Source organism: Rhodobacter sp. 4.3.4 (assembly GCF_058724655.1).
This window is the reverse complement of record NZ_CM178967.1, coordinates 2264741-2278677: the sequence shown is the minus strand read 5'-3', so window position 1 is coordinate 2278677 and position 13937 is coordinate 2264741. Positions and strand designations below refer to the sequence as shown.

Here is a 13937-nt window from a genome sequence, read left to right as displayed (position 1 = left end):
CCGGGATCGGCACTGTTTTAGTCAACCCCACGGGAGCTAACGAACCAGAAAAACCACGGGGAGCCCGCATTGACTGCGACAATGACCGACGAGGGATTCGTCGTTTTCGACCATGTGCAGAAAAGCTATGACGGCGAGACGCTTGTCGTCAAAGACCTGAACCTGTCGATTGCGAAGGGCGAATTTCTGACCATGCTCGGGCCTTCGGGCTCCGGCAAGACCACCTGCCTGATGATGCTTGCGGGCTTCGAGACGGCGACGAACGGGCGCATCCTGCTCGATGGCACCAACATCAACGACTTGCCGCCACACAAGCGCGGCATCGGCATGGTGTTCCAGAACTATGCGCTGTTTCCGCATATGACGGTGGCGGAAAACCTGTCCTTCCCGCTTGAGGTGCGGGGCATGGGCAAGGCCGAGCGCGAGGCCAAGGTGATACGCGCGCTTGACATGGTGCAGATGGGCAAATTCGCCAACCGCCGTCCGGCGCAGATGTCGGGCGGCCAGCAGCAGCGCGTGGCGCTGGCGCGCGCGCTGGTCTTCGATCCGGCGCTGGTGCTGATGGACGAGCCGCTCGGCGCGCTCGACAAGCAGCTGCGCGAGCACATGCAGTTTGAAATCAAGCACCTGCATGACAGTCTTGGCCTGACCGTCGTCTATGTGACGCATGATCAGGGCGAGGCGCTGACGATGTCGGACCGCGTCGCGGTGTTCAACGATGGCCGGATTCAGCAGCTTGCCCCGCCGGATGTGCTTTACGAGCGGCCCAACAACAGCTTCGTCGCGGGCTTCATCGGCGAGAACAACAAGCTGCCCGGCACCGTCGAGGAGCTGGACGGCGAGAAATGCCTGGTGCGGCTGGCCACCGGCGAGATCATCGACGCGACGCCGGTCAACATCCGCCACAAGGGGCAGGAGACGCTGGTCTCGATCCGCCCCGAACGGGTGGAATTCAAGCCCGAGATGATGCCGCCGGGCGCCCATATGATCGATGCCGAAGTGCTGGAGGTGATCTACATGGGCGACATTTTCCGCACCCGCATGAAGGTTGCGGGCAGCACGGATTTCGTGATGAAATCGCGCAATACGATCGGTCAGACCAAGCTGCAGGCCGGTCAGCATGTGAAGATCGGCTGGCATCCGGCCGATGCCCGCGCGCTCGATCCGATGTAAGGTCGGAGCAAGGGACAGCTTTCGATGCGGCGGCCGCGCCGCATCACCGCAAAGCGGGGACACATCCGCAGGCGGACCATCCAACAGAGCCATCAACAAGGGAGTAAGCTGATGAAGAAACTTCTGATCGTCACCACCGCGCTGGCCGGCGTTTCCGCCGCCGCGCAGGCGGGAGAGCTCAACGTCGTTTCCTGGGGCGGCGCCTATACGGTCAGTCAGGTCGAGGCCTATCACAAGCCCTTCACCGCGATGACCGGCGTCAAGATCAACTCGATCGACGCCGACAACCCGGCGACGCCGCTCAAGGCGCAGGCCGAGGCGGGCAACGTCACCATCGATCTGGCCGATGTCGAACTGTCGGATGCGATCAAGATGTGCGACGAGGGCCTGCTGGAACCGATCGACCCGGCGATGCTGCCGCCCGCCCCCGATGGCACCCCGGCCACCGAGGATTTCGTGCCGGGCGCGATCCAGGATTGCGCCGTCGCCAGCATCGTCTGGGCGACCGTGATCGCCTATGACAAGACCAAGGTCGGCGACACCCCGCCGACGACCGTGGCCGATTTCTTCGACACCACGAAATATCCGGGCAAGCGCGGCCTGCTGAAAGCGGCCAAGCGCACGATGGAGCTGGCGCTTTATGCCGATGGTGTCGCCCCCGACCAGATCTATGAGGTGCTGGGCACCGACGAGGGGGTGAAACGCGCCCTGGCGAAGCTCGACACGATCAAGAAGGACATCGTCTGGTGGGAGGCCGGGGCGCAGCCGCCGCAACTGCTGGCCGATGGCGAGGTGGTGATGACGAACGGCTACAATGGCCGGTTCTTCGCCGCCGAAGTCGCCGAGGGCAAGCCCTTCGGCACAGTCTGGGACGGCTCCTACATGGATTACGACCTCTGGGTGATCCCGAAGGGGGCGCCGAACCTGGAAGATGCGAAGAAATTCCTTGCCTTCGCCACCGATACCCAGCGTCTGGCCGATCAGGCGAAATGGATCTCCTATGGTCCGGCGCGGAAATCCTCGAATGCGCTGGTCGGGCTTTACCAGGACGGCAAGACCGAAATGGCGCCCTACATGCCGACCAACCCGGAAAACATGAAGGCGCCGATCTGGACCGATCCGACCTTCTGGGCCGACCACGACACCGAGCTGAACGAAAAGTTCAACGCCTGGCTGGCCGGCTGATCGCCTGATCCGCCTGTTTCAGGACGGGGGCAACCCCGTCCTGTCCTGCCGCCGACCGCAGCCTGCTGCGGCGGGGCAACTTTGCATGACCGGGGAACCGAATGACCGACGCAACCGCTGACCTATCCCATGCGCCTTTGACCACCGCCGACGGCCGACCGCTCAAGGCGGCGCTCGCCGAATCTCTGGCCGTGCGCCGCCGCCGCGCCCTTCTGCTCGTTGCGCCGCTTTTTCTGTTCATCCTGATCAGTTTCATCGTGCCGATCGGGCAGATGCTGTTCAAATCCGTCTATAACGACGGCTTTTCCGCCCATGTCCCCGCGCTGAGCGCCTGGTTCGACGCCAATCCGCCCGGCAGCGCCATCGACGAGGCCGCCTATGCCGCGCTGCATGCCGATCTGGTCGCGATGAAGCGCAACAAGACCGCGGGCGAGGCGGGCACGCGGGTCAATTACGATGTCGCCGGGACGCGCTCGCTGTTTACCGCGGCGGCGCGCGGCGCCGAGAAGATGCAGCCGCCCTACAAGGAGGCCTTCCTCAAGCTGGACAGGAAATGGGGCGATCCGAATGTCTGGCGGGCGATGCGCTCCGCCGCCTCGCCCTTCACGCTGGATTTCTATCTGGCGGCGAATGATCTCAGGCGCGACGCGACGGGTGCGATCGTGCCGGTGCCCGAGGGCCAGGCGGTCTACAAGAAGCTGATGCTGCGCACGCTGACGCTGTCTTTGGAAATCACCGCGATCTGCCTTTTGATCGGCTTTCCGATCGCCCATCTGCTGGCCACCTTGCCGATGCGCAAGGCGATGCTGTTGATGATCTTCGTGCTGCTGCCGTTCTGGACCTCGCTTCTGGTGCGCACGACCGCCTGGATGGTGCTTTTGCAGCAACAGGGGGTGCTGAACGATCTGCTGGTCTGGCTTGGCGTGATCGATGACAAGGGCCGCATCCAGATGATCTACAACGAGATGGGCACGATCATCGCGATGACCCATATCCTGTTGCCCTTCACCATCCTGCCGCTTTATTCGGTGATGAAGACGATCCCGCCCAGCTATGTCCGCGCCGCCCGGTCGCTGGGGGCGACCTCCTGGACCGCCTTCCGGCGCGTGTATCTGCCGCAGACGCTGCCGGGCGTGGGGGCGGGGGGGCTTTTGGTCTTCATCCTGGCGATGGGCTATTACATCACCCCGGCGCTGGTCGGCGGCGCCGATGGTCAGATGATCTCGAACCTGATCGCCTTCCACATGCAGAAATCGCTGAACTGGTCGCTGGCCGCCGCGCTGGCCGCGCAACTGCTGATCGTCGTGCTGATCTTCTTCTGGATCTACGACCGCATCGTCGGCATCGACAAGATGAAGCTCGGCTGAGAGGACACCCCGATGGCCCTTCCCGTCTACGCAAGCCCGCTCGAAAAGCTGTGGCACTACACCTATCTTGGTCTTTGCGCGCTGATCCTTCTGTTCCTGATTGCGCCGATCCTCATCGTGATCCCGCTCAGCTTCAACGCCGAGCCCTATTTCACCTTCACCGAGAAGATGATGCGGCTTGATCCCGCGGGCTATTCGCTGCGCTGGTATGACAGCCTGATCACCTTCGGGATGCAGAACCCCGAGGCGCCGCGCGACATGGCCTTCTGGTGGGATTTCTGGGAAAATGCGACCTGGGTGCAGGTGACGAAACATTCGGTGATCATCGGGGTTTTCGCCACGCTGATCTCGGCCGGCCTTGGCACCGTCGCGGCGCTGGGCCTGACCCGGCCCGAGATGCCCTGGCGCAAGCAGATCACTGCCGTGCTGATCTCGCCGATGATCGTGCCGATCATCATTTCGGCCACCGGCATGTTCTTCTTCTACTCCGGCCAATGGGTGCCGGGGATTGACGCGCAGGGCCGGTTCGAATGGGGCCGTCTGGCGGGCACCTATCCGGGCATCATCCTCGCCCATGCGGCTTTGGGCATTCCCTTCGTCATCATCACGGTGACGGCGACGCTTTCGGGCTTCGACCAGTCGCTGGTCCGTGCCGCGGCCTCGCTGGGGGCCAATCCGCGCACCGCCTTCTTCCGGGTGCAGATGCCGCTGATCATGCCGGGCGTGGTCTCGGGCGGGCTGTTCGCCTTTGTCACCTCCTTCGACGAGGTGGTGGCGGTGCTGTTCATCGCGGCGAATGACCAACAGACAATCCCGCGGCAGATGTGGAACGGCATCCGCGAACAGATCAGCCCGGCGATCCTGGCGGTGGCGACGCTTCTGGTGATCATCTCGGTGGCGCTCCTGACCGTGGTGGAACTGCTGCGCCGCCGCTCGGAGCGGCTGCGCGGGTTGAGCCCGGCCTGAGACGGCCTACCAGATCCGAACCGCGAGAGGGGGGCTGTCTGCCCCCCTCTTTTGCTGCGCAAAATTCACCCCCCGAGGATATTTGGAGCAAGGTGAAACACAGTCGGAAAGGGCTGTGCGGCCCTTCATCTTGCCACAAATATCCCGGGGGGAGTCCCGCAGGGACGGGGGGCAGCGCCCCCCTTGCTTACGGCAGGATCGCGAGCCAGACCCAGATCGACAGGATCGAAAGCGCGGTGGCAATCAGCACGCTTGAAGCGGCGACGCGCTGCGCCGTGCCGTAAAGGTTCGCAAACAGATAGGCATTGACCCCCGGCGCCATCGCCGCCGTCAGCACCGCCGAGCGCAGCCCCGCCGTCGGCACGTCGAAAACGCCATGCGCCAGCGCATAGGCGATGCCCGGATGCACGATCAGCGACAGCGCGGTGACCATGGCGATGGCGCGCAAGTCGCCCTCGGGGCGGTAGCGCAAGAGCACCCCGCCCAGACCGAAGAGCGCCGCGGGCAGCGCGGCCTTGGCGATCATCTCCATCGCCGCCATCAGCGGCCCGGGCAGCGGCTGGCCCGTCAGCGCCGAGAACGCCTGCAGCGCGAAGCCGCAGAGGATGCCGATGACCAGCGGCGTGCGCAGGATGCCGACGAGCGCGTTCCACCCCACGCGCGAGAGCCCCGCGCCGGTGCCGTGGCTGCGCACCCATTCCATCGCCACGATTCCCACCGTGTAAAAGAAGGGCGAGTGAAACGAGATGATGGCGAAATTGCCCGCCAGCGCATCGGGGCCATAGGCGCGCTCGGTGATCGGCACGCCCAGAAGCAGCGAGTTCGAGAACATGCAGGCGAAACCGATCGCCACCGCATCCGGGCCGCTGCGTTTCAGCCAGAGCCGCGCCGCAAGGCCGCCGATGGCAAAGCAGGCCAGCGCGCCCGCGTAGAAGGACAGCATCGGCCCGGCGTCGTAGCTGGCGGAAAGATCAAGCGTCGCGATCGAGCGCGCCAGCAGCACGGGCACGGCGAAATTCTGCGCAAACCGCATCAGCCCCTCGACCGCCGACGCGCTGAAAAGCCCTTTCCACGCAACGACATAGCCAAAGCCGATCACCAAAAAGACCGGCAGGATCACGTCGATCAGCGCGCTCATGCGGCGGGAAGGTCCAGCACCATCCCGTCAAAGGCGGCGCGGACATGGGCGGGGGTTTCGCGCTCCAGATCCGAATGGTCGAGATCGATATGCAGGTTCGTCAGCACCGCTTCTTTCGGCGCCGCCCGCGCGATCCACTCGAGCGAAAGCGCCAGATGCGCATGGCTCGGATGCGGCTTCCTGCGCAGCGCATCGAGCACCCAGATATCGAGACCGGCAAGCACCGGCCAGGCCTCCTCGGGAATGGCCGAAACGTCGGGCAGATAGGCCAATCCGCCGATGCGAAAGCCCAGCGCCGGGATATTGCCATGCGCGACGCGGAACGGGACCAGCGTCACCGGCCCGCCCGCGCCGGTCACGGTGAAGGGGCCGTCGATCGTCCGCAGGTCGCAGATCGGCGGATAGGCGCTGCCCGCGGGCTGCACGAAAGCATAGCCGAAGCGGTTGATCAGCGCCTCGGTCGTGGGGTCGTCGGCCCAGACCGGCAGCCGCGCATGCATGTTGAAGGTGATCTGACGAATGTCATCCAGCCCGTGCATGTGATCGGCATGGGGATGGGTGAAGGCCACGGCATCGAGCGTCGCCACCTCGGCGCGCAGCAGTTGTTCGCGCAGATCGGGCGAGGTGTCGATCAGGACGCGGGTGATGCCCGCGGCACCGATCCGCTCGATCAGCAGCGAGCAGCGCGAGCGGCGGTTTTTCGGATTGGCCGGATCGCACTCGCCCCAATGGCCGCCGATGCGCGGCACACCGCCCGAGGAGCCGCAGCCAAGGATGGTGAAGCGCAGCCGGTCAGCCATGGCGGGCCTTTGCGAAAAGACGGTCGAAATTCGCGGTCGTAGCGGCGGCGAAATCGGCCAGGGACAGCCCGAAAACCTCGGCGCCGATCTTCGCGGTATGCGCCGTATAGGCGGGTTCGTTGCGACGCCCGCGGAAGGGCGGAGGGGCGAGATAGGGCGCGTCGGTTTCCAGCAAGATGCGGTCCAAGGGCGCGGTCTTGAAGATGTCGCGGATTTCCTGCGATTTTGGGAAGGTGGCGACGCCGGACATGGAAAGATAGCAGCCGAGTTCGAGCGTCACCCGCGCCAGCTCCGGCCCGGAGGAAAAGCAATGCATCACGCAGCCAAAGGGCTTGGCACGCATCGCCTCGGTCAGGATCGCGGCCATGTCGTCATCGGCGGCGCGGGAATGGATGATCAGCGGCAGGCCGGTTTCCTGCGCCGCCTCGATATGCAGGCGCAGGGAAACCTTTTGGATATCAGCGCTTTCGGCGGTGTAGTGATAATCAAGCCCGGTCTCGCCGATGCCGACAAACTTCGGATGCGCTGCCAGCGCGACCAGCTCCGCGACCGTCGCCATCGGTTCCTCGGCGGCGCTCATCGGATGGGTGCCCGCGGCCCAGAACACGCCCTCATGCGCCTCGGCAATCGCGCGCACCTGCGGGACATTGCGCAGCCGGGTGCAGATCGTCACCATTCGGCTCACCCCGGCGGCGCGGGCGCGGGCGACGACCTCGGGCAGTTCCTCGGCGAAGTCGGGGAAATCAAGGTGACAATGGCTGTCGACAAGAAGCGGAAGCGGCGCGGTCAAGGAACTCTCCTGCCGCCTAAGGCGCGGCGTTGATGGCAAGAACCATATCCATGACCAGCGTCGCCGGGTCAAGGTTGACCGCCTTGCCATGCCGCGCCCGCGCGCCCAGATCCTGATGCAGCCCGGCCCATTTCTGCGCCGCCGCGCCATCGGGGCAAAGGCGCGTCAGCAGCGCGGCCTCGCCCGGGGCGGCCTCGGGTTGCGGCGCCCCGGTCAGACCGGCGCGGGCCAGACGGGCCAGAAACAGATCCATCAGACCAAGCATCAGATCAAACCGCGCCTCGTTGCCGCGCCCGGTCATGCCCTCGGCCAGCGCCCAGGCCTTTTGCCGGTCGATCCGCGGCAGACCGGTCATCAGCCCGATCAGCGCCCGGTAAGCCTCGAGCCCGTCCAGATTGATCAGCCGGATCGCCTCGCCCACCGATCCGCCCGCAAGCGCCGAGAGGGCGAGGGTGTCCTCGGTCTCGGCCCCCGCGCCCTGAAGCGCCTGCGCCAGATCCTCGGGGGCCAGCGCCGCAAGCCGCAATTCGCGGCAGCGCGAGCGGATCGTGGGCAAAAGCCGCGCGGGCTGGTGCGTGACCAGCAGAAAGGTGACCAAGGGCGGCGGCTCTTCGAGCAGTTTCAGCAGCGCATTCGCCCCGGCCGTGGCCAGTTCGTCGGCCGCATCGACAATCACCACGCGCCGCCCGCCGTCTGCCGCCGACAGATGCAGAAACGAGGTCAGCTTGCGCACCTCGACCACGCGGATGTCTTCCGAGAGGGCGGTTTCCTTGTCGTTCGGCCCGCGTTTGAGGTGGAACAGCCGCGGCTCGGCCCCGGCCATGATCCGGCGGCAGACCGGGTGCTCGGGGTCGGCGTCCAGGCTGCGCGGGGGCTCGGGCGTGCCGAAAAGCCCGCCGCCGTCTTCCCGCGGCTGGCTCAGCAAAAACCGGGCGATACGCCAGGCCAGCGTCGCCTTGCCGACGCCGCGCGGGCCGGTCAGCATCCAGGCATGGTGCAGCCGGTGCGAGGTGAAGGCGCTCAGGAAATCGGCCTCGGCCTTTTCCTGCCCGTAAAGATGCAGGGTCTGGCGTGGATGGGGGGCGCCTTCGACCTGGGTCGGATCGGGCAGCTCGTCGCGGCTCATGCGCGGGCCCGAAGCGCGGCAAGGGTGACATCGAGCACTTCGGCGGCGACGGCCCCGGGCGGGCGGTCGCCCGAGATCACCTTGAAACGGTTGGAAAATTCCTGTGCAAGGCCAAGGAAGCCATCGCGCATCCGGGCCTGCATCGCCAGCCCCATATCCTCGAAGCGTTCCTCATGGCCCTGCCGCCCCTTGGCACGGGCAAGGCCCACTTCGGGCGCAATGTCGATCAGGAAGGTCAGGTCCGGCTCGCGCCCGATCATCAACCGGTGCAGCTCATCGACAAGCCCGCGCAGATCGCCGCGCGACAGCCCCTGATACATCCGCGTGCTGTCGGCAAAGCGGTCGCAGATCACCACCTTGCCCGCGGCCAGCGCCGGTGCGATCGTGCGTTCCAGATGGTCGCGCCGCGCCGCGGTGAAAAGCAGGATCTCGGTTCTGGCCGACCAGCGGTCGGGATCGCCCTGCAGCACCAGCGCCCGGATTTCCTCGGCCCCGGGGCTGCCGCCCGGCTCGCGGGTGCGGATGACATCGCGGCCAAGCCCCGCCAAAGCCTCGGCCAAAAGCCGCGCCTGGGTGGATTTGCCCGAGCCGTCGATGCCCTCGAAGGTGATGAACATCGGCTCAGCCGGCCACCATCTGGCGGGTCTGCGACAGCAGCCGGCCCGCGGCGGCGGTGAAGCGCACCAGGAAGCCGCCCTCGGCCACGTCGGTTTCCGCCACCAGCGGCACCTTGCGCAGCCCCAGCCCCGGCACGGTGATTTCCAGCCGCCCCAGCTCGGTGCCCGCTGTCACCGGCGCGGTGACCGGGCCGTCAAAGACCGCCTCGGCCTTCACCCCCTCGGCCGCACCCGCCGGGATCAGCATGGCGACATCGGCCGCAGGCACCAGCCCGACGCTGGCCTCGGTGCCCAGCCAGACCGGCGCCTCGGCCAGCCGGGTGCCCTTTTTCGCCACCGTCTTCATCACGAACTGCCGAAACGCCCAGTTCGCCACCGCCTCGGCTTCCGACGCCCGGTCGGCCTCTGACGCCAGACCCGAGATCACGAAGACGATGCGCCGATCCCCCATCACCGCTGAGCCGACAAGGCCGTAGCCCGCCTCCTCGGTATGGCCGGTCTTCAGCCCGTCGGCATGCCAGTCGGCGGCGGCGATCTTCAACAGCGGGTTGCGGTTATGCGCATTGGCCGGGGCGCGGTTCTTGTAGTTGAACTGCGTTTCCGAAAACAGCGGGTAATATTGCGGGAATTGCGTGATCAGCCGCACCGCCAGAATCCCCAGATCATGCATCGACATGCGCTGGTCGGGATGCGGCCAGCCCGAGGCATTGGCAAAGGTCGAGCGCGTCATGCCCAGCATCTTCGCCCGTTCGGTCATCCCCGCGGCAAAGGCGCTTTCCGAGCCCGCCAGCCCCTCGGCCACCACCACGCAGGCGTCATTGCCCGAATTGATCACCACGCCCTGCATCAGCTCGCGCACGCTCGGCCGGTCCATTTCATTCAGGAACATCGTCGAGCCGCCCATCTGCTTGGCCTTGGTCGAGACGGCAAAGGTGGTGTCCAGCGTCACCCGGCCTTCGGACAGCGCCTCGAACAGCATGTTCAGCGTCATCAGCTTCGACATCGAGGCGGGCGGCACCGCGATATCGGCATCCTTTTCCAAAAGCACGGTCTGCGTCGTCAGATCATAGACCCAAGCGGTGCGGGCGCGGGTGTCGAAGGCGGCGGCGGGCAGGGCGGTCAGCGCCGCAAGTGCGGCGAGGGCAAGCAGTCGGAGGGGCGACATGGCAGTGGCGTCCTTATCTTGAGACGGCATAGGCATCGGGGAAGCCGAGGCCCTTGATCTTGGTCAGCAGCGCGGTCCTGTCGGCGGCCGATCCGGCCGGGCCCGCGACGACGCGCCAGAAGGTCTTGCCCTTGGCGGTCTCGGTGCGGATCGTGCTGCCGATGCCGGATTTCTTCAGCTGGTCGGCGGCGCGTTTGGCATTCGCCTCCTGCGAGAAAATGCCGATCTGCACCAGGCCCTTGCCCGCTGCGGCGGGTTTGGCCGGGGTTGCGGCGGGTTTTTGCGGTGCGGTTCCGGTCGCGGCAAGGGCTGCGCCTGCCGCGGCGGCGATGTCGGCACCCGGCTTGCCCGCGCCCTTGGGCGGCGCGGCGGCGGGTTTCGCGCCCGGCCGGGGCGGCGGGCTGGCCAGCGGCGTGGTCGCGATATCCTCGGCCGGGGGCAGGGCGTCCTTGACCGGGGCGGCGGTGGCGGCCGGATCGGCCTGTTCCTCGCGGCGCAGCGCCACGACCGAGAGTTTCGTCGGCGCCCCCGCCAGCATGTCCAGCGCGGCTGCGGCATCCGAGGAGACCTGCAGCTTCGGCCCGGGGTTTTCGCGTTCGCGCCGGAACAGCGCGCCGATGACGAATTTGCCATTGGCGGGGTTGCGGATGATCACCCGTTCGGGGTCCTTGACGGTCGGATGCGCGACCCAGACGCCGCCAAGCGAGGGCCGCCCGTCCCAAAGCCCGGTGTCATTGGCCGAGAAGACCTCGGGGGCTTCGACATCGCGCTCGACGATACGAGCGGAGGTGGCGGCGGGTTTCGCGCCCTCTTTCGGGGCGTCGGCCGGGTCTGCGCCGTCCCCCGTCAACTGGCATCCCGCCATTGTCAGCGCCGCTCCCAGCGCCAAGACCCACCGCATCGATCCTGTCATGCCCGTCTGCCCCTGCCCGTTTGTCCGCCAGACCGGGCCACAGGCCGCCCCGGCCCGTCGTCCGGCCCCGGCCGTTGTTGCCGCAGCCCCTTGGCGGGACCGTTCCGAACCGGGGTCAGGCGCCGCCGCCCCGGCGTTTCGCGCCGACTGTAGCGGGTTCGGCGCGGCAAGAAAAGCGCGCGCGGGCGGCGGTTGCGGATTTCGTTTGCCGGATGCTTTCAGAATCGCGTGAGAGCGGTTAGGGCAGGGGGCACGGAAGTGTGGCCGAGTGGTTTAAGGCTCTGGTCTTGAAAACCAGCGAGGGGGAGACCCCTCCGTGGGTTCGAATCCCACCGCTTCCGCCACCTAAATGCTGATATATCCAATGATATCAGTTTGTTGGGTGTATCTCGTGGGTTGCCTGAGGTGACACACGAGGTTACACAAGCGATGATCGTAATGTTAGACGCAGGGGCCTTCAGGGTCATGTGCAAGCTGTCACCCGACAAAAACACCCCGTACATCGGCCAAAAACCGGGAACAGCTGGGAATAGCCGATAACAGGCGATAACGCGCGCAATTACAATGTGTTAGATGGGCATCGCGGCGCAGGGCATCGCTCGAACTTTGCACTCCGACGACATGACGAGTTGCGACGACGGCGCAGATATCTGAGCTGGGTCATCGATCAGGTCGAAAAGGGGCGTGAGCTGACCGATTACAGCCAGCTGATGCCCTGGCATTACAAGGCCGCCAACGAGGCCCCGTCGCAAGGCAAGGCGATCGACTGCCCGGGCGGCTCGCCGCCTGACAAAGGGGCGGCGTCCGGCCCCGGACCGATCGCCTGTGACCAGTCCAACGCTAAACGCCGCCGCCAAAACCGGGGGGATCATTCCCCGCAAGGATTTCTTCAGCAGCCTGTCAGGGCTTGCGCCGGTGCGAGTTCAGATCACACCGAGCATCCGCATCGCCTCGGCCACCCGCACGAAACCGGCGATATTGGCCCCCAGGACATAGTTGCCCGGCGCACCATATTCCTCGGCTGTCGCGTGGCAGGTGTCGTGGATGTTGCGCATGATGCTGGCCAGCCGCTGCTCGGTCTGCTCGAACGTCCAGCTGTCGCGGCTGGCGTTTTGCTGCATCTCGAGCGCCGAGGTCGCCACGCCCCCCGCGTTCGCGGCCTTTCCGGGCGCGAAAAGAATGCCCGCATCCTGGAAGACCTTGACCGCCTCGGGCGTGCTGGGCATGTTCGCCCCTTCGCCGACCGCGATCACGCCATTGCGCACCAGCTGCGCCGCATCCTTGCCGGACAATTCGTTCTGCGTCGCCGAGGGCATGGCAATCTGACAGGGCACATCCCAGATCGAGCCCTGACCGGCGGGGATGAAATGCACCCCCGCACCGCGACGGCGCGCATATTCCGCGATCCGTTCGCGCCGGATGTTCTTGACCTCCTTCAGCAGCTCGAGGTCGATGCCCGCCTCGTCCAGAACATAGCCGCTGGAATCGGAGCAGGCGACGACCTTGCCGCCATAGGATTGCACCTTCTCGATCGTATAGATCGCCACATTGCCCGACCCCGACACGACAACCGTCTTGCCGTCGAACGACAGCCCCTTCGTCTCAAGCATCGCCTGCACGAAATAGGTGTTGCCGTAGCCCGTGGCTTCGGTCCGCGCCCGCGATCCGCCATAGGCCAGCGCCTTGCCGGTGAAGACGCCCGCCTCGAACCGGTTGTTCAGCCGCTTGTATTGCCCGAACATGTAGCCGATCTCGCGGCCGCCGACGCCGATGTCGCCCGCCGGCACGTCGGTCTGTTCGCCAAGATGGCGATAAAGTTCGGTCATCAGCGACTGGCAGAACCGCATGATCTCGCCATCGGACTTGCCCTTGGGGTCGAAATCCGACCCGCCCTTGCCGCCGCCGATGGGCATGCCGGTCAGGGCGTTCTTGAAGGTCTGTTCGAAGCCCAGGAACTTGATGATCCCGACATTGACCGAGGGATGGAAGCGCATGCCGCCCTTGTAGGGGCCAAGCGCCGAGTTGAACTGCACGCGGAACCCGCGGTTGATCTGGACACGGCCCTGGTCGTCGACCCACGGCACGCGGAAGATGATCTGGCGCTCGGGTTCGCAGATCCGTTCGATCAGCGCGAGGTCAAGATATTGCGGGTGCTTGGCCACGACGCGGCCCAGGCTTTCAAGCACTTCATGGACGGCCTGATGGAACTCGGGCTCTCCTGCGTTGCGCCGGATCACCTCTGTCAGGATGGGCTGAAGCTTCTCGTCGATGCTGTTCATAGGGATTTTTCCACAAAATGCTCGGATGAGGCTTCGCATACTGCGCAAAAAGTTGACATTCCAGAGCTTATTTGCACAAATTTCTACCCGCGACATCGTGTCTGGCGCATGTTTCTTGCCCGGAGCCGACGGGGGGCGCTGAGCTTCGGCCCTGCACCGGGGGCCTCGGAGGCATGTCCCGCGGATCACCTGACCGCCCGCTCACCTCCAACGCCGAGGCTGGGCGGCGCCGCGCAAGGCCGTGTCCGGGCCAGGCGGGTCTGGCCGGAAGAGGCCGGGATCGCGGCTGGACGGGTCTTGAAGCTTGCACCTGTCGGTGCGGCGCGGCTCGGGTGCAAGGCCGGGGCGCAGTGCCGCCGGGAAACGCGCCGTGGCAAAACCCGCAGCCACGAGGTCCGCGACCGGATATTGAAACCGC

The 13937-nt window shown here is 65.8% G+C and carries 12 protein-coding genes and 1 tRNA gene; 5 read left to right on the top strand and 8 right to left on the bottom strand.

Features of this window, described 5'->3' with window-relative positions; all coding sequences use genetic code 11:
• The first annotated feature begins 81 nt into the window (after positions 1-81).
• The 4 genes from AC4PTB_RS11015 to AC4PTB_RS11000 all read left to right on the top strand — a co-directional run bounded on the left by AC4PTB_RS11015 (position 82) and on the right by AC4PTB_RS11000 (position 4691).
• On the top strand, positions 82-1173 hold the full coding sequence (locus tag AC4PTB_RS11015) for an ABC transporter ATP-binding protein (protein ID WP_492189997.1): 1092 nt from the start codon (positions 82-84) through the stop codon (positions 1171-1173).
• 111 nt (positions 1174-1284) lie between these two features.
• Positions 1285-2358 (top strand): ABC transporter substrate-binding protein, encoded by a 1074-nt coding sequence (locus tag AC4PTB_RS11010; RefSeq protein WP_492189996.1) that lies wholly within the window; start codon positions 1285-1287, stop codon positions 2356-2358.
• A gap of 101 nt (positions 2359-2459) precedes the next feature.
• On the top strand, positions 2460-3725 hold the full coding sequence (locus tag AC4PTB_RS11005) for an ABC transporter permease (RefSeq protein WP_492189995.1): 1266 nt from the start codon (positions 2460-2462) through the stop codon (positions 3723-3725).
• Between the two features lie 12 nt (positions 3726-3737).
• Positions 3738-4691: an ABC transporter permease gene (locus AC4PTB_RS11000; RefSeq protein WP_492189994.1), complete on the top strand. Its 954-nt coding sequence runs from the start codon at positions 3738-3740 to the stop codon at positions 4689-4691.
• Positions 4692-4878: 187 nt separating this feature from the next.
• Here the strand turns inward: AC4PTB_RS11000 and AC4PTB_RS10995 are convergent, their stop codons facing one another.
• From AC4PTB_RS10995 to AC4PTB_RS10965, 7 genes are read right to left on the bottom strand one after another with little or no spacing between them, the layout of a single operon-like run.
• Positions 4879-5829, bottom strand: coding sequence for an AEC family transporter (locus AC4PTB_RS10995; protein WP_492189993.1), 951 nt, complete (start codon positions 5827-5829; stop codon positions 4879-4881).
• Positions 5826-6629, bottom strand: coding sequence for an MBL fold metallo-hydrolase (locus tag AC4PTB_RS10990; RefSeq protein WP_492189992.1), 804 nt, complete (start codon positions 6627-6629; stop codon positions 5826-5828). Before AC4PTB_RS10990 ends, AC4PTB_RS10995 begins: the two co-directional genes overlap by 4 nt.
• Entirely contained in the window at positions 6622-7419 is a 798-nt protein-coding gene (locus AC4PTB_RS10985; protein WP_492189991.1) for a TatD family hydrolase, read from the bottom strand. Before AC4PTB_RS10985 ends, AC4PTB_RS10990 begins: the two co-directional genes overlap by 8 nt.
• Positions 7420-7435: 16 nt before the next feature.
• Entirely contained in the window at positions 7436-8545 is a 1110-nt protein-coding gene (locus AC4PTB_RS10980) for a DNA polymerase III subunit delta' (protein ID WP_492189990.1), read from the bottom strand.
• Entirely contained in the window at positions 8542-9162 is a 621-nt protein-coding gene (tmk, locus tag AC4PTB_RS10975; RefSeq protein ID WP_492189989.1) for a dTMP kinase, read from the bottom strand. Before tmk ends, AC4PTB_RS10980 begins: the two co-directional genes overlap by 4 nt.
• Positions 9163-9166: 4 nt before the next feature.
• Positions 9167-10327 (bottom strand): D-alanyl-D-alanine carboxypeptidase family protein, encoded by a 1161-nt coding sequence (locus AC4PTB_RS10970; RefSeq protein ID WP_492189988.1) that lies wholly within the window; start codon positions 10325-10327, stop codon positions 9167-9169.
• Between the two features lie 13 nt (positions 10328-10340).
• Complete coding sequence (locus tag AC4PTB_RS10965; protein WP_492189987.1) at positions 10341-11228, bottom strand: SPOR domain-containing protein; 888 nt, start codon at positions 11226-11228, stop codon at positions 10341-10343.
• Between the two features lie 266 nt (positions 11229-11494).
• Here AC4PTB_RS10965 and AC4PTB_RS10960 point away from each other — a divergent pair.
• Positions 11495-11584: transfer RNA gene (locus tag AC4PTB_RS10960), tRNA-Ser, on the top strand.
• Positions 11585-12163: 579 nt separating this feature from the next.
• Here AC4PTB_RS10960 and gdhA read toward each other — a convergent pair.
• A complete protein-coding gene (gene gdhA / locus AC4PTB_RS10955) occupies positions 12164-13519 on the bottom strand; it encodes an NADP-specific glutamate dehydrogenase (RefSeq protein WP_492189986.1) in 1356 nt (451 codons plus the stop codon).
• Positions 13520-13937: the final 418 nt, after the last annotated feature.

Coding starts and splice junctions, on each gene's coding strand:
- AC4PTB_RS11015 (WP_492189997.1), top strand. CDS start 82: ATGACCGACGAGGGATTCGTCGTTTTCGACCATGTGCAGAAAAGCTAT.
- AC4PTB_RS11010 (WP_492189996.1), top strand. CDS start 1,285: ATGAAGAAACTTCTGATCGTCACCACCGCGCTGGCCGGCGTTTCCGCC.
- AC4PTB_RS11005 (WP_492189995.1), top strand. CDS start 2,460: ATGACCGACGCAACCGCTGACCTATCCCATGCGCCTTTGACCACCGCC.
- AC4PTB_RS11000 (WP_492189994.1), top strand. CDS start 3,738: ATGGCCCTTCCCGTCTACGCAAGCCCGCTCGAAAAGCTGTGGCACTAC.
- AC4PTB_RS10995 (WP_492189993.1), bottom strand. CDS start 5,829: ATGAGCGCGCTGATCGACGTGATCCTGCCGGTCTTTTTGGTGATCGGC.
- AC4PTB_RS10990 (WP_492189992.1), bottom strand. CDS start 6,629: ATGGCTGACCGGCTGCGCTTCACCATCCTTGGCTGCGGCTCCTCGGGC.
- AC4PTB_RS10980 (WP_492189990.1), bottom strand. CDS start 8,545: ATGAGCCGCGACGAGCTGCCCGATCCGACCCAGGTCGAAGGCGCCCCC.
- tmk (WP_492189989.1), bottom strand. CDS start 9,162: ATGTTCATCACCTTCGAGGGCATCGACGGCTCGGGCAAATCCACCCAG.
- AC4PTB_RS10970 (WP_492189988.1), bottom strand. CDS start 10,327: ATGTCGCCCCTCCGACTGCTTGCCCTCGCCGCACTTGCGGCGCTGACC.
- AC4PTB_RS10965 (WP_492189987.1), bottom strand. CDS start 11,228: ATGCGGTGGGTCTTGGCGCTGGGAGCGGCGCTGACAATGGCGGGATGC.
- gdhA (WP_492189986.1), bottom strand. CDS start 13,519: ATGAACAGCATCGACGAGAAGCTTCAGCCCATCCTGACAGAGGTGATC.